Origin of the sequence: Kiloniella sp. (genome assembly GCF_048259265.1) — a bacterium.
GTDB lineage: Bacteria > Pseudomonadota > Alphaproteobacteria > Kiloniellales > Kiloniellaceae > Kiloniella.
In genome coordinates this window covers 95897-112468 of record NZ_JBLXHT010000002.1, presented here as the reverse complement: position 1 = coordinate 112468, position 16572 = coordinate 95897, and the positions used below count along the sequence as shown (strand labels likewise).

Here is a 16572-nt window from a genome sequence, read left to right as displayed (position 1 = left end):
GGGGTCAATCTTAACCTAACGCATAAGTGCTGTATCAATTTTCGCCATTTTTGCTGCACAGCACAAAAACCACGTCATAATCAGCTTCAATGTGGCCGTCTGTAAAGTAACTTTCATATTTTTTTAGTAAAGCACGTAGCTGTCTGACACAAAGGGGAGATCGTCCAACACGACTTGAATGAGCCCCGATCTCACGTAGTCTTCCCAAGAAATCCAATCCATCCTTATGGCACTGCACAAAATTTTGTTGCTGCGTGTCCACATTTAAGCCACCAAGACAGTCGTGATAAAAAACGGAATCAGGAAATTCCGGGGCAAGTCTTTCAATACCCAATTCATTTTGGCACTTGTGCCACAGTCCAAAAGTTCCTTGCGAAAGTGTGCTAAAAGCAAGCATTCCATCATTATTTAATAGATCACTTAGCTTTCCCAATGTTCCTTCGAGATCATGAAACCATTGAAAAGCCATATTCGAACAAATCAAATCAAACGGACCGTCCAAATCAACGGCCTCACCATCCATGGTATGAAAATGAACTTTGGAAAGATCAAACGCGGGCGTAAATCTGTGCGAGCTTAAATTTGGATTGTATTCAGGATTTGTCGCTTTATTAGATAAAGAGCTCTTACATTTCGCGAGCATGTCAGCAGAAATATCCGTGACCCACCACTGTGCATCTGGATAGAGCTTGAGCAATTCACGGGTTAAATATCCTGTTCCACAGCCAATTTCCAATATACGCAAGGGTTTCTTGTTTTGAATTTTAGCCGCGATGTACCCCGCCAAAGCCCTCGCGGACTTTTGTTGCACTTCAGATTGCGTTTCATAACTTTGAGCTGCAGCACCAAAACGCCGGGCTAAATCTCTTTTCCAGGCAACTTCTATCATAGATCTGCAATTGCCCGCTTAATAACAGAACAACATGCCCCCGGATCAGTCAAAGGCAATAGATGCCCTTTACCCTCAGTCCACTCTGGATTGCCTTTAAACAATTTAACAGTCATCGCCTCTGTAACAACCTGATCATCTTTATCCGCCAAGATATATGAATTCTTCTTAGTAAAATTCAAGCGTTGATCTTGATCACGCAAGAAATTAAGTCCCCAAGTGAGTTTGGATAAATCTGGCGTTTCCATTGTTCGGTGATCCGTTTTACCTTCTGGATCACATAGCTTATGGAAAGACTTTAAAACATCCGCAGGTGCCTTGGGCAATTTGCGCAGCATGCGCTCAATAACTTTGGGATGCATACCTTCTGGAAAATCATCGCAAGCAGAAAAGCGACTAAAGCCATTTATAAAAACGGACTTCTCCCAGGTTATTTCATTCTGAGACAACAGCCACTGACAGCCCATAGAGTGCCCGACAGCAACGTCATAATGTCCTTGAGGGATACGTTCTTTTCCAGAGAAACCCAAGTCAACCTGATCATACGTTATATTAGATCCCAGTAATTTCACGACGGATTGCCATATATCTGGGCCATAGCCCCATCCATGAACGAATACAATCCGCATCACACTTTGCCCTTTGCACCAGAAATGTTTGCAACGCTTTGAATAATTACTTTCGCCAAACTCTCTATCTGTTTTTCCGTATGAACAGAGCTTAATGTAACCCGTAATCGTCCAGAACCTTCAGGCACCGTCGGCGGACGAATAGCACCAACCAAGAAGCCCTTTTCCTCAAGATCATGAGCAACCGCAAGAGTCTCCTCGTCACTACCAATAATCACAGGAATAATTTGCGTAGATGACAGGCCCGTATCTATGCCCTCGTCTTTAAGCAGGCTTCTGAAATTATCGCTACAATGTGCTAAATGCCTACGCTCGGCATCCATTTCGGGGATGAGATCTAGGGCTGCATCGATGGCCCCCAGCACCTGAGGTGGAAGTGCCGTTGCATAGATGAGCCCACTACAGCAATTTACCAGATACTCTTTCATGCTCTGCGAACAGGCGACGTAAGCCCCGTAACTTCCCAGCGACTTGCCACAGGTGCCCATAATCAGCTCATTATTAGAGATCCCCCCAGCACAAAGTCCCATGCCCTTCGTACCTAAAACACCCGTAGCATGCGCTTCATCTATATACAGAAAAGCATCATGGCGATTTGCAAGTGACCTGATTTCAGGAACATCCAGCTGATCCCCATCCATGGAAAACACGCTTTCCGTGACAATGATTTTGGTTTGTTTACTATCTTTATGCTTTTCCAAAAGTTGCGCGAGATGTCTCAAGTCATTATGTCGGAACCGAATTTGTTTTGCGTTTGCAGCCTGAATACCAAAATGAAGACTGGCATGATTGAGTTTATCGCAGAAAAGCAATACTTCCGGTTTACCTAACCCGCCATGGAGCCGTGTATTTAACAAGGCAGCCAAAACAGAGGAATTTGCCTGAAATCCAGAATTCAAAAGCAGGGCAGCTTCTGATCCCTTCAATTGCGCGAGCTTTTTTTCGATAAGGCCATAGGTAAAGTGGTTACCTGTTATCAATCGCGATGCACCAGTTCCAGAACCATAGGCCTTTGCCCATTCTGCGGCACGCTCTCGAACTGCAGTATCCTGCGCTAACCCAAGATAATCATTAGATGCGAAGTTGAGAAGCTTCTGTCCGTTATGTTCGACATAACCGTCTTCCAACAGGTTAGAGCATTTTAGCTTCCGGAATCTCTGGCTAGGTATAGCCTGAAGATATGTATCAATTCTTTTGGAAAGGTTTGTCACCTTGAGCTACCTCAACAGGGAATACTCTACCTGGAGGACGACAATCAAGTGACTATCCAACCAGCAATGCTTCAGCGCTGGTTTTAATATTAAATGCCTTCAAGAGCAACTCTTGTCTTAATCAAGCGTAGTGTTCTCTCACTTGGTCTTTACTTCTTCTGGTCCCGAAATCACAGCCTGTTATCAATTTGAGCAAAGTGACCTCAGGACCAGATTAGAAATTACAGCAAGACAATCAAAAGCCTTGTTGTGGTCGCATGTCATCCGAGTTGATACCTGCGACTTCAACAGGTTTGGTCATGGCATCACGGCGGAAAGGTTCACCGAGTTCCTGATTGAGGATGACTTCTACAAAGGTTGTCACCCCATCCTTTTGTGCTTCGGTGGCTTCTTTCAATGTCGCCGTAAGTTCACTCTGTGTGCGAACAGTAACGCCTTTCAAGCCACAACCTTCTGCCACTTTTGCATAGCTTAGGTGCGGATCGAGCTCTGTCCCAACAAAGTTGTTGTCATACCAGAGGGTCGTATTACGCTTCTCTGCGCCCCACTGATAATTACGGAAAATAACCATCGTAATCGCAGGCCATTCGTCACGCCCAACAGAAGTCATTTCATTCATGCTGATACCAAAGGCACCATCACCAGCAAAACCGACAACAGGTGTATCAGGGCAACCGATCTTAGCGCCAATGATTGATGGGAACCCATAACCACAAGGACCAAAAAGACCCGGTGCCAAGTATTTGCGTCCCTGTTCAAAAGCTGGATAAGCATTACCAATTGCACAGTTATTTCCGATATCACTGGAAATGATGGCATCCTGTGGCAATCCTTCTTGAATAGCTCGCCACGCCATACGCGGAGACATACGGCCTGCATCACGGCGACGAGAATCTTCGTTCCAGGTTGTCCCCGGATCATCGTCCTCGTGATCCATGCTACTAAGAGCCTGTAGCCATGATGATTTTGTGTGGTGGATAAGCGCTTTACGTTCTTCCCGCCCGTTATCGCCAGCAGTCGAGCTCAGCTGAGACAGAATTTGCTGTGCGACCTGTTTGGCATCACCACAAATACCAACGGTGACTTTCTTGGTCAGACCAATACGGTCCGAATTGATATCCACTTGAATAATGCTTGCATCTTTTGGCCAGTAATCAATGCCATATCCCGGCAGAGTCGAAAACGGATTAAGACGCGTTCCCAATGCCAAGACAACATCGGCCTTTGCAATAAGTTCCATTGCAGCCTTAGAGCCATTATAGCCAAGAGGGCCGGCGGCCAAAGGATGACTCCCCGGGAAGCTATCGTTGTGCTGATATCCACTACATACTGGCGCATCAAGACGCTCAGCAAGGGCCTGACAGTCAGCAATCGCATTCCCGATAACAACCCCAGCACCTGATAGAATTACAGGGAACTTGGCACCAGATAAAAGCTCGGCCGCTTTTGAGATCGCATTTGCGCCACCGGATGGCAGCTCAATATCAACCATCTGTGGAAGTTCAATATCAATAACCTGTGTCCAGAGGTCACGTGGTACGTTGATCTGAGCAGGTGCAGAGCCCCGTTTTGCTTTTTGAATAACCCGGTTCAGAACCTCGGCCATACGGGACGCATCGCGTACTTCTTCCTGATAACAAACCATGTCTTTGAACAGCGCCATCTGCTCAACTTCCTGGAAACCACCCTGCCCGATTGTTTTGTTGGCAGCTTGTGGGGTCACCAAAAGCATTGGCGTATGGTTCCAGTAAGCCGTTTTAATAGGTGTAACAAATCCAGTGATACCTGGCCCGTTCTGCGCAATACACATACCGATTTTTCCGGTTGTCCGTGTATAGCCATCACAGATCATGCCGCCGTTCGTTTCATGAGCTACATCCCAAAACTTGATACCCGCTTTCGGAAACAAGTCAGAGATAGGCATAAAAGCAGAGCCGATGATTCCAAAACCATGTTCAATACCATGCATTTGCAAAACTTTTACAAAGGCTTCTTCTGTCGTCATCTTCATTGTTATCTATTCCTTATTTCAAAAATTATTCTCATCATTTAAGAGAAAATTCTCAAAGGCATTGACCAAAATCTTGATCAATTCCAGCCGCTTATATGTTTCGACTTTTGCTTTTAAAGTTTTGCCCTGTTTTCAGAGTTTATATATTTTCATCTTTAAATTTTTGCACTGAAGATCCGGGCAAAACCTAGGCTCGTCCTGACACAAGAAAAGCAACTATTTCCTGTTTCACATAGGTCCAGTTTTACCCATCTATGATACCAGATTTTAACGAATCTTTTTACAGTAAATTGAAGCCCTAAAAACACGAGGAAAATCCTCTTAAAATCCAGGTCTAACAGGCGTGATTAAAAGATAATTATTTAAAAAATTTACTAAATTTGGAATTGACACCTCAAATACTGGTGGCAAAAAAATGGGGCCGATCCAAAGGTCAGCCCCGATAAAGTTTCATTTAGGAGACGTGTTAAATCTATCCACAGATTTTAGATAAAGCATTATCAATTGCTGTGACAATTTCATCTAATTCTTCAGTTGTGCAAATCAATGCAGGGCTAAGACAAATCGTATTGTTAAACTCTCTGAAGCTGCGATTGGTTGCCCCAATAATCACCCCTTGGGCCATACATTCACCGACAACAGCCTGCGTAATGCTTTCATCAACGGGTTGCTTAGTCTCACGGTCAACCACCAGTTCAAGACCACAGAAAAGCCCCTTACCACGAACATCCCCGATAACTTCGTGCTTTTCCTCAAGATCCTGAAGCTTTCCAAGAAGGTAATTCCCCATCTTGGTCACATTATCGAGCAGGTTTTCCTCCTCAATAATCCGCATATTTTCAAGCGCGGCCGCAGGTCCAGCAGTACAACCACCAAAGGTAGAGATATCTCTAAAATAACTCATGGGGTCAGAAGGATTATTCTTGAACTGATCAAAAACCTCTTCTGTCGTCACGGTACAGGAAATTGCAGCATAGCCAGAGGCAACACCCTTTGCCATGGTGACAATATCAGGTTTGATCCCATAATGCTGATACCCAAACCACTTACCTGTACGCCCCAAACCACAGACAACTTCGTCAATATGGAGCAAGATATCGTATTTTTTACAAATCTCCTGCACCTTTTCCCAATAACCCTCTGGTGGTGTAATCACACCGCCCCCAGCCGTAATTGGTTCCAGAACCAAGGCACCCACAGTATCTGGCCCCTCGCGCAAGATTACTTCTTCAATTGCAAGAGCTGCCTTAATGCCATAATCACCATCATCTCCGTATTGGGAACGATATTCACAACAATGGGGAACCTCAACAAAACCGGGGGTAAAGGGACCATACTGGTCTTTACGTTGTAACTGTCCAGTAGAACTTAGGGCGGTGATAGTCGTGCCATGATAATCACGGTCCCGGTAAAGAATTTTATGTTTCTTCCCACCGTATTTATTATGCGCGATTTGTCGAACGATCTTATAGGCTTTTTCGTTTGCTTCTGATCCTGAGTTTGAAAAATAAACCCGGCTCATCCCCGGCATTTTATCAATAAGGGCCTTAGCAAAATTTGCGCCGGGAATAGAACCTGCCGAGTTTGCAAAATAATTAAGTTTCACAAGCTGTTCACGCACGGCATCGGCAATCGTTTCCCGGCCATAACCAACATTTACAGTCCAGACACCCCCAGAGACAGCATCAAGATACTTTTTACCCTTGGCATCCCAAACGTTCATCCCCCTACCTTCTATAATAACAAGGGGGTCAACAGTTTCATAGCGTTTGTGCTGGCTGATATGATGCCATACATGAGCCCGGTCATTTTCAATGACCTCGCTAAAATCGTTCATTTGTTCTGTTAATGTCATGGTTCACTTCCAACACTAAGGGTCTTAGCTCTATCCAACAAAATGAACCGATATGTTAAACAGGTTCAGATGAACTAGTTGGATCATTACACAGACAGTTGCTTTAATCGAAGTGTCACACGCGGTTTCATAATGGCGATAGTTCCAGTTGAGCCAAATTGATAAAACCACTTGAACCAGAAACTATAATTTGGTGAGTCCAGATTTTGTGATCCATAGAGCATGCTTCAGTAACATGATAGGATACGGTATAAATCGCTGTGATTATTCCATGGCTTACCGTAAAATTTTAAGCCATAGAATTTAAAGATAGCTCACAAGCATAAAATTCTTGATATGAATGACTGCAGGGGAAAGGCCAATGATGCCAACAACCGTACATAGCATTTCGAAATATACAGTGCAGATCCTGAACACCAAATCTACCGCTGACAAACCTAAAGCCCAGATAATTATCAGATTATTTAATGAAAAAGGTAAAGATTGTGGCTTGGCTGTATTCAAAGACTATGGCGATCAAAATGCCCAAAACCCCTATGGTGACCATAAAAAGGGAACAGCTACAGCCTATTTCGATATCAAACATTATCATCCATTTATAGAAATTCTCAGAATGGAAAAAGAGCTCTTCTGGAAAATTGCCTGGCAGCAGACAGGACCAACCAAGTCTGTCTCTGATGTTTCACTGGATACAAAAGAAGAGATTATCGGTGAACACTTTGGTAATGGTGGCGCATAGATCTCGATAAAGCCGAACTCTGATCAAGATCTAATATGACAATAAAAATGGCGGTAAAGTTTAAGCTTTACCGCCATTTTTCAACTGAAACTTCCTAGGTTAGGTGACTACACAGGCGCCATACCTTTATCAGCAATATGAGCCGCTCTTTTTGCAGCTTCCGCAGCAAGTGCTTCGCGTCTCATTTCTCTACGACGATAGATTTCATGCGTTACAGCCCCTACCAACGTAATACCAACAATGACAACAGCCAAAGCACTTAACGACGGGTTTGTTCCCAGTCTTACTTTACCAGCAAGAACAGTTGTCAAAGTACTTTCCGCCTGAATGGTAAACAGGGTTGTATTGTAGTTTTCGAAACTGGTCAGAAAAGCCAAGAAAGCAGCAGATCCTATCGCAGGTCTCAGAAAAGGAATAAGGATCTTCCAGAACACTTGAACATTTGTCGCCCCAAGATCAAGAGCAGCTTCTTCTTGTGTACGATCAAAGCGTTGCAGTCTGGACAGGAAAATCAACATGCAATAGGCAGAAATAAAGGTTGATTGACCAATGACCGACAGGAAAATACCACTGTAGAAAACAGAGTTATAATCCGCATCAACCCAAACGCCCAGACGATCCCAGAAAACCAGTGTTGAGATCCCCAAAATAACACCTGGTGTCAATAGCGGGGACACAACAATCATGTAATAGATTGACTGAGCTTTCTTATGAACCTGTGACATCAACAAAGCAGCAGCCAAACCAATAGGAACGGCTAAACAAACAACGCCCAAACCAATCCAGAGCGAGTTTTTGATCCCTTTTATCATATCCTTGTCATTGGCCAGAACCGAGAACCATTTCATTGTTAACTCATCAATCGGTATCGCTGTCGGGAAGGTCGGCGTATTAAAAGCTGTCACCCCCATCAAAATCAACGGACCGAAAAGATATAAGAAGAACACCGCGATATAAAAACGCACCATGTACTTCTGAATAAGATCAGAGGTCATTTCGCAAGCTCCCCTAAATTAACTTTGAAGAACTTCATCACTGCTAAAACAAAGATGATGCAGGAGAAGAGCAAGACAAATGCATAGGCAGACCCACGCGACCAGTCACCACCGGTAAAGAACCAGTCGTAAATGATCTGTGTAAACCATAGACTGCTTGGTCCTCCCAAGATTTGGGGAACAGCCAAAGCACCTGCCGAGAGCATGAAAACCATCGTACAGCCAGAAGCAATACCCGGTTTAGCATAGGGAATAACCACGCGATAGTGAATACGCCACCACGGAGACCCCAAATCTCTTGCAGCTTCAATCTGGTTATGATCCAGACTTTCAATCGCATTATAGATCGGGAAAACCATCAGCAGGATATAGGCATAACTCAAACCCGCATACATCGCGACATCGGCCTTGATGAAATCAATAGGCTCGTCAAGAATGCCCATTCCCATCAAAGTGACATTGATCACACCACTTGACCCAAAAAGAATTCGGAAGGCAAAGGCCCTTAGAATTTCATTGACCCAAAATGGTAAAATCAAAGCGATCAAAAACAACCGTGTGGTACCGCCCTTTGTGCTTTGAGCAAGATAATAAGCAATTGGGTAACAAAGCAAGAATGCCAATAACGTTACACCAACAGAGGCAAGAATGGTTTTAAGGAAAATTTGCAGGTGGAGGATATTAAAGAGATTTTCATCACTATCACGCCCAAAGATCAGATAGGAATAATTTTTAAGCGTATAGGCATCAGGATTCCCCCCAATAGCACCATCCCTAAATGAGAAATCCACCATATAAAGCTGGGGTGCGATAATCATTAAACCGACCCAGATAAAAACAGCACCAAGTAGGTAGGTCGAAACCAGCACCCCATTTTTCTTGACGAATGTAATCTGTCGCAAACTTGCCCAAACTGTATCTGTATTCTTTTGAAGCATTGGTGCAACAAGAAGAGCTAAAACAACAGCGAGAAATACGGACAGGAAATCACTCATCAGCTAAATCTCCTTCCGGCAACACAATAGCCCGATTTACGTCAAAGCAAATCTTAGCCGTATTGCCGACTTTCAAGTGCGTGCCCTTACCCTCGTTACTCACAGAGAAGGATATACGTTTTTCTGTATCGCCTTCCATATGAATATGTATCGAAGGTCCTTCAAACTCTTCGGCAAGGATCGTGCTTTCGATAACATTTTCAGCAGGTGTCATGTCTTTACCCTCGACAAGAGAGAGTGCTTCCGGACGCACGAACAAAATTGCGGCATCACCGACACTCATGTCCTGTGTGTTGCGTCCTCTGAGCAAACCAAATTTGTTTTGGATCTGGGCATACGCACCATCAACCTTAACAACCTTGCCGTAGAAGGGGTTATTTTCGCCAACGAATGAGGCAACAAATGCTGTCTCTGGTTCGTTATAAATTGTGCTGCCATCATCTACCTGCTCAATAACGCCCGCAGACATAACAGCAATACGATCAGACATGGTCAGGGCTTCGCCTTGATCATGCGTAATGTAAATAAAGGTAATGCCTACACGCTGTTGAATATTTCTCAACTCGCTGCGCATATGCTGACGCAGTTTCAAATCCAGTGCTGATAGTGGTTCATCAAGAAGCAAAACTTCCGGTTCAACAGCCAATGCACGGGCAATTGCGACACGCTGTTTCTGCCCACCGGACAGTTCCGAGACCATCTTATCCCCCTGCCCAGACAGAGCAATAAGGTCTAGAAGCTCTTCAGCCCGACGGCGGCGTTCGATATACTTCACCCCTTCAACTTCCAGGCCAAAGGCAATGTTATCAGCCACAGACATCAATGGGAAAAGAGCCAAGTTCTGAAAAATTAATGCCGTCGGACGCTTGTTGGGCCCAATACCTCGCATATCGCTTCCATTGATACGGATCGTTCCTTCTGTCGGCTCATTAAAGCCTGACACTGCCCGAAGGATCGTCGTTTTCCCGCAACCGGATGGCCCCAGAAAGCTGAAAAACTCACCCTTTCGAATTGCCAAATTAGCATCGTCTACGGCGGTAAAATCACCGAAACGAATTGTTACATGTTCTAAATCTACACCTGAGCTCATGAGGACCCCACGACCACTCTCTCGGAAAAATAAAATCCCGAAATTTAATTATTTTTAGGATAAAGAGGAGCACAGAGAATTCTGTGCCCCCTTACCGAACTCTATTACAGATTATGCAGCGACAAATTTATCGCGGAACTCTGTACGAAGCTGTGCGTACCAAGTTGGCTCAGCAGGCCAAGCAAAGAGGTTATCCAAAGCATCGCCTGGATAAGCTTCAGCAAAGTTCTTTTTAGACTCTTCCGTAAGATGCGCATCGGCACCTATCACAGCAGAGTTATATCCGGTCAAATTCGCCGTCAGACCTCCGTTTTCAGGACGATATGAGAACTCTAGGAAAGCGTAGATCTGATCAATATTCTTGGCACCCTTCGGCATAGCAAGACCATCAACCCAAGCCAAAGCACCTTCTTTGGGTGCCTGATACTGAACTGGATTTCCTTCGCCTTTCAGCGCAAGGATTGGGCCATCCCAAGTTTGCCCCATGATAACGTCTTCCTGCATCAAGCCATTTTTCTGACCATCAGCATCATTCCAGAACTTTTTGACGTTTGCTTTGCGATCAATACAGAACTTTGTAATCTTGGACCACACATCCTTCATATCATCTTCGCTATTGTAAGCGCGTTTGACATCACCGGGTGCAAGTTCACCGATGGTTTCCATGTAAAGACCAGCACCAAGCATCATAGAATGCGGACGGCCCATCATTGTATTTTCACCACCATCTTTCCAAAGATCGCCATAACTAGGTACGCCGCCTTCAGGTGTCCATTTATCTGTGCGCCATGCAACGGCCTCTGTTCCCCATAACTGAGGAAGCCAATGAGATCCTTTCCCATCAAAATTCCAGTCAGTTTCACCCACTTTAGCCATTGCTGCGTTAACACGGTCAACCTTAACTTTGTTCATGTCAAAAGGCTGCAACAGGTTAAGGGGTTGCCACTGTTGTGCCCGCATGTTTGTCGGTGAAATAACATCAAAGCCACGACCGCGTGTCGCGCGAAGTTTATTGATAATTTCTTCGTTAGACCCAATACCAGTATGATTGATTGTAATCCCGGTTTCTTTCTTGAACGCTTCCTTAAATTCTTCCGGAAGGTAATCGGACCACATCATCACATTCAGCTCTCCGGAAGAGGAAAGCGCACTTTTGATAAATGCGGGCGCAGCCAATGTTGAAGCGCCAGCGATTGCAGCACCTTTTAGAACTTTACGACGGCTTACTGTAGTTTTTTTAAGTATTGTCATTTTTTTCTCCCATACTCCTTCATCTTATCAACGAGGAGGGTCCCTGTTCACAGACCTGAATGTGCAATTGTTTGCAACTCATGGCTGGTTAATGTTTATGACTTTAGATTTCACTTAAGGTAAATTTTTTAAAGATAGACTTTCCTCGGCACCTCCCTAAGATTGAATTGTAAACGCGCGAAATAACTGGCTTTGATTCAAAGCAAATAGTCTGATTATGATTGAGAACAATAAAAACCGCATAAGCTCTGTAAAAAAGCGGGTACACCAAAAAGGCTGAATAAGTATTTTTCGTGATAAAGCGCCTGCCATCACCAAGAACATCCCCGAATGACATTCTGCTCTTGGGCAAAACCCATCTTTCGCTCCCTATACATAATCATTCACAATAAAATTGAACGACCAGTTGTACTTATCAATCGATAGAACTGATTTTTGACTTATGATCAAAATTAATTCAAACGTTGACTATTTTCTTATCCTTGAAGAACCAGAGAAAAGGACGTGGAAACTGGTATCAACAACGACAAAACAGTTAAAGTACTCGCCCCGCTTCACTGGCTTATAAGTCAGGAGACAGAACACAAAAGAAGTAATCCTTTAAGAGCCACGAGAATTAAAATACATCATCTTGATGATTATTCCTAAATCTATTTATCAACGGGATGTTTTTACACCCAAAAATATCTCAGGAACCTATTGGTAATTAAATCTGTATTTTTATTCAGAATAATTACCTAATCAATTTATTCGAATATCTTAATTCATTCGTTTAGTTCAAAGTACTCCTCATGATTTTCAGATATTACGGTAAATGAATTAGCTGTGGTTTATAGTACCAACAGGAAAAACTATATGAGTCCAACTTCGCGAGATTGACGACAGGCAAGTAGAGAAAATTGGCCTTGTATTTATTTACGGATCTCTAGCATAAAATCATCGACTTCTTTCGATAAAGACAATAGTTCTGCCGTCAACTGTTCAGAGGATTTAAGAACAACGCCAGCCGCTTGACCTGTCTCTTCAGAAGCTCTCATAACATCACTGATGTTTTTAGAGACTCTACTGGTTCCATCAGCAGCCAACCTAACATTACGAGACATTTCACCCGTAGCGGATGTCTGTTCTGTAACGGCCGCAGCAATACCAGCTGTAATTTCATCCACATTACCTACCGCCTTAGTCACTTTAGTAATCGCATCAGCAGCAACACTTACGGTATCCCTAATCGTTGTTACCTGGGAAGAAATATCGTCTGTCGCTGTTCCTGTTTGTGTGGCGAGGTTTTTCACCTCTGATGCAACCACAGCAAAGCCTTTACCAGCGTCCCCTGCTCTTGCAGCTTCAATGGTTGCATTCAAAGCAAGTAAATTTGTCTGATCAGCAATTTCACTAATCAAATCGACAACCGCTCCAATTTTCTCCGCGGCTTCTGAAAGGCTGTCTACGGCACGGTTTGTTGCTTGAGCATCAGTACTGACCTCTCTCGAAGCTGTTGCCGCCATTGACGTTTGTCGGCTAATTTCTTCGATCGAAGCCGTTAATTCTTCTGAGGCCGCGGCAACAGATTCCACGTTCATAGAAACATCAGAAGATGCCTCTGAGGCTTGGGATGACTTGTTTTGTGCCTGATTTGCCGTCGCATTCATTTCTTGAGCTGTTTGACCAAGTTGAGAAACAGATGTTTGAACGCTTGAAACAATTCCCTTCACCCGAATATTAAACTGATCAGCAAGCGCATCCATTTCCTCTTTGCGTTTTTGTTCAGCAATTGCTTTTGTTTCTTCGCGTTCTTTGCGTAAGCGTTCAACATGCTGCGCGTTTTTTTTGAAAACATTCAACGCAGTGGCCATTTCACCAATTTCATCTCGTTGCCCCGTTGGCACTTCAATGGACAGATCCCCTTCGGATATTTCTTTCATTGCCTCTGACAGAGATACCAATCGGGAAATAATCATTTTGCTCACGACAAAATACATCACGGCTGCAGCAAGCGCGACAGAGATCCCAAGAATGACCAAAAGCCATATTTTTCCATCCGTAACCGCTTTACTTGAAAGCGTAACAGACGAAATTGCGCCATCTTCAGCTGATCCCGCAATCTTATCTACCAAGTTTTTGAGAGCATTAGAAAGCGCTGCATTATTAATCAGAAGTTCGTTAGAATTATTATTTTCCGAGATTTGAGCAATTCGCAACGAAAAGACATTCTCCTCTCCTAATAATAAAGCATCTATTTTTTTCGCGAATTCTCTAATTTTAATTGCTTCTTGCGATATATCATCACTGATAAGAGATATATTATCTTTATTTCTTCTCGCTGCCTCTTTGACTTCCGTTTCAGCGACTTCAATAAGCTCTTGTTCCTGGTATGTCGCGACTTCTGCAAGTAAAGAAAAAATCTGATTGGTATCAACTTGTAGCGAAGACGAAACCTGACTTCTTGTGACAGAGATCAGAATCTCAATTAACTGATTCGTAACATCCGTACTACCGAAAGAGGCATCGATCGTATTTTCAACGGTTTTCCTAGCCGCTTCTTGATAAGGCCCAACAATCCCGTCGAACTCACGCTTGGTCGCTAAAAGTTCGCTCATCAATGCAAGACTACGTGTATTGAGATCTAATTGTTGAGCAACTGACAAGTTCAACCCCGACAAATTACCCTTTAATTCTTCAGACGCTTGCTCAAGGAGTTTACTTGTCTCCTGATCAAAGCCGCTTTCATTCAATGCAATAATCAAATCATCAAGCAAAGCTTCCTTTTCCTGAAGAGAAGCAAAGACGTCGTTTTTTTCCTGTTGAGATTTAACCGTGATAAGGGCAGGTGCCGATGACGCAATATTCGTAGCAGTTTCCGAAAGCTCTAAAGCAATCGACATTTGAGGAATACTTTTCTTTGATATTTGCTCGAAAGCACTACTTACACCATCAAAAGACAACCAACTGACCAAGCTGGCGAGCAGCGTTGTAGAAACAATACTACCAACTGCCAACATAAGTTTGGTTTTTACTTTTAAAGCCTGTTTTCTACCTGATGTTTTTTCGACGACATCATCCACATCAATCTCTGCATTAATTTCTGTATCAGACACATCACTCTCCTGTCAGGCTTTATAAGCCACTAAAAGACAACATTATTTGGGGTCAACCATCCTCTAAATAGGACCAATTCAATATATTAATGAGTCCAGTCCAGAAGCATGCTATGCTTTAGGAAAAGATGGCCTAGATTAGCACCCACTAATTTAAAGATGTTTAAATCGAATTTTGATCTCGAGTCTTGTGTCAGGGGGAATAAGAATTGGCGAGTGATATCCTTTTCCATTTAGAAAAGAAAAGCCGAGAGTCTCTTCAAAGTCAGCTTCGTCGCGCTATTTTAAATGCAATTTTGAATAGTACTTTGCCTGCGGGATTCAAATTACCTTCCAGCAGAAAGTTGGCCAATGATTTAGGGGTGTCCAGAAATACTGCTATTTTGGTTTATCAAGGACTGACTGATGATGGTTATCTCGTCACACGTGAACGAAGTGGTATTTTCGTTAATGAAGAGTTTGTGGAAAGCTTAGAACAATCCAAGCTTTCGCGAAAAGAACCAAAAGCGTCTGAGCAACCCGAATATGAAAAACCGGAGTGGACCAACCGTTTTTTTATGCGCCCTTCAGAGCAACACTACCTGAATCTTCCCAAAGATTGGCAAGACATTCCTTTTCCCTTTGTTTATGGCCAGCCAGACAAACGTCTTTTTCCCCTTACCGCCTGGCGTGAATGTAGCAGGCTTGCCCTGAGTACACGGGATATGGCGGACTGGATCCATGATGATAAAATTTACGATGACCCCCAACTAATTGAACAGATAAGAACCAGATTGCTTCCTGCCCGCGGCATCCATGTATCCAGCGATCAGATTCTCGTCACATTAGGAGGGCAAAATGCATTGTACCTTCTCGCCGGTTTACTTGTCCGGCAACATACGCGTGTTGGCATTGAAAACCCCGGGTACCCAGACGCAAAAAACATTATGCGGCTTTTTACACCAAACATTACCCCTATCCCTGTCGACGAAAAAGGGATGATCGTTGATGATCATTTGAATGATTGCAACTATGTTTTTGTAACGCCAAGCCACCAATGCCCGACAACGATAACCATGCCGCTTTCAAGGCGTAGTAAGCTTTTGGATAAGGCCACTGAACAGGATTTCCTCATCATCGAAGATGATTACGAGAACGAAATCAACTATTTTAAATCAGCAAGCCCTGCCCTAAAGGCTTTGGATACAAGCGATCGGGTTATCTACACCAGCAGCCTATCTAAAACTCTCTTTCCAGGCTTGCGTATTGGGTACATCGTCGCCGCCCCGGAACTTATTGAAGAACTAAAGTATTATCGCAGGCTGGTTGTTCGTTATACCCCAAGTAATAATCAGCGAACCGTCGCACTTTTTCTCTCACTTGGGTATTATGACAGCCTTATCTATAGCTTGCGCCGTAAATGGCACAATAGATGGAATTCCGTTCACAATGCACTGAAAACCTATATACCTGAATGTACCTATTCCCATTCATCCGGAGGGACATCCTACTGGATAAAAATACCCGAAGGCATAAGTGCTAATCAGCTAATCAAAGAGGCCTATAAAGATGGTGTCTTGATCGAATCTGGCATGCCATTTTTTTTGGAATCACCAGCACCGGACACTCATATTCGCATCGGTTTCACCTCTATCGAAAATGCAAAAATTGAACCTGGAATCAAGCGGTTGGGTAAAACGATTGACCGGATGCTTAGAGAGAAAAATACATCCCCCGGCAAGACAAGTAGATAACAGATAAAAGAAGCCAGATTATTGGACTCCTGTTGGACTCATCGAATGGATCTAAATGGAGCTATCACCAACCCCTAAG

Annotated in this window: 12 protein-coding genes; 2 read left to right on the top strand and 10 right to left on the bottom strand. The window is 43.7% G+C overall.

The window, feature by feature from the left end; all coding sequences use genetic code 11:
• Positions 1–34 precede the first annotated feature (34 nt).
• The 5 genes from ACN0QW_RS03720 to ACN0QW_RS03700 all read right to left on the bottom strand — a co-directional run bounded on the left by ACN0QW_RS03720 (position 35) and on the right by ACN0QW_RS03700 (position 6595).
• Positions 35–889 (bottom strand): methyltransferase, encoded by an 855-nt coding sequence (locus tag ACN0QW_RS03720; RefSeq protein WP_417428887.1) that lies wholly within the window; start codon positions 887–889, stop codon positions 35–37.
• On the bottom strand, positions 886–1518 hold the full coding sequence (locus tag ACN0QW_RS03715; protein ID WP_417428885.1) for an alpha/beta fold hydrolase: 633 nt from the start codon (positions 1516–1518) through the stop codon (positions 886–888). The genes ACN0QW_RS03720 and ACN0QW_RS03715 overlap by 4 nt, the downstream gene beginning before the upstream one ends.
• A complete protein-coding gene (locus ACN0QW_RS03710) occupies positions 1518–2729 on the bottom strand; it encodes an aminotransferase class I/II-fold pyridoxal phosphate-dependent enzyme (protein ID WP_417428883.1) in 1212 nt (403 codons plus the stop codon). Before ACN0QW_RS03710 ends, ACN0QW_RS03715 begins: the two co-directional genes overlap by 1 nt.
• A 235-nt stretch (positions 2730–2964) precedes the next feature.
• Positions 2965–4740, bottom strand: a complete 1776-nt coding sequence (gene xsc, locus ACN0QW_RS03705; RefSeq protein ID WP_417428881.1) for a sulfoacetaldehyde acetyltransferase — start codon at positions 4738–4740, stop codon at positions 2965–2967.
• A gap of 472 nt (positions 4741–5212) precedes the next feature.
• Entirely contained in the window at positions 5213–6595 is a 1383-nt protein-coding gene (locus tag ACN0QW_RS03700) for an aspartate aminotransferase family protein (protein WP_417428879.1), read from the bottom strand.
• Between the two features lie 361 nt (positions 6596–6956).
• On the opposite strand from ACN0QW_RS03700, the gene ACN0QW_RS03695 reads away from it, so the two are divergent.
• Positions 6957–7334, top strand: a complete 378-nt coding sequence (locus ACN0QW_RS03695; protein WP_417428877.1) for a hypothetical protein — start codon at positions 6957–6959, stop codon at positions 7332–7334.
• A gap of 107 nt (positions 7335–7441) precedes the next feature.
• On the opposite strand, the gene ACN0QW_RS03690 is transcribed toward ACN0QW_RS03695, so the two are convergent.
• The 5 genes from ACN0QW_RS03690 to ACN0QW_RS03670 all read right to left on the bottom strand — a co-directional run bounded on the left by ACN0QW_RS03690 (position 7442) and on the right by ACN0QW_RS03670 (position 14760).
• Positions 7442–8329 carry an ABC transporter permease gene (locus ACN0QW_RS03690; protein ID WP_299376553.1) on the bottom strand — a complete coding sequence of 296 codons (888 nt, stop codon included), beginning with the start codon at positions 8327–8329 and terminating at the stop codon, positions 7442–7444.
• Complete coding sequence (locus ACN0QW_RS03685) at positions 8326–9324, bottom strand: ABC transporter permease (protein ID WP_417428874.1); 999 nt, start codon at positions 9322–9324, stop codon at positions 8326–8328. Before ACN0QW_RS03685 ends, ACN0QW_RS03690 begins: the two co-directional genes overlap by 4 nt.
• Positions 9317–10414, bottom strand: a complete 1098-nt coding sequence (locus ACN0QW_RS03680; protein ID WP_417428872.1) for an ABC transporter ATP-binding protein — start codon at positions 10412–10414, stop codon at positions 9317–9319. Before ACN0QW_RS03680 ends, ACN0QW_RS03685 begins: the two co-directional genes overlap by 8 nt.
• A 111-nt stretch (positions 10415–10525) precedes the next feature.
• Entirely contained in the window at positions 10526–11665 is a 1140-nt protein-coding gene (locus ACN0QW_RS03675; protein ID WP_417428870.1) for an extracellular solute-binding protein, read from the bottom strand.
• Between the two features lie 911 nt (positions 11666–12576).
• Positions 12577–14760, bottom strand: a complete 2184-nt coding sequence (locus ACN0QW_RS03670) for a methyl-accepting chemotaxis protein (protein ID WP_417428868.1) — start codon at positions 14758–14760, stop codon at positions 12577–12579.
• Between the two features lie 209 nt (positions 14761–14969).
• Here ACN0QW_RS03670 and ACN0QW_RS03665 point away from each other — a divergent pair, with 209 nt between their 5' ends.
• A complete protein-coding gene (locus tag ACN0QW_RS03665) occupies positions 14970–16493 on the top strand; it encodes a PLP-dependent aminotransferase family protein (protein WP_417428866.1) in 1524 nt (507 codons plus the stop codon).
• The last annotated feature ends 79 nt before the right edge of the window (positions 16494–16572 follow it).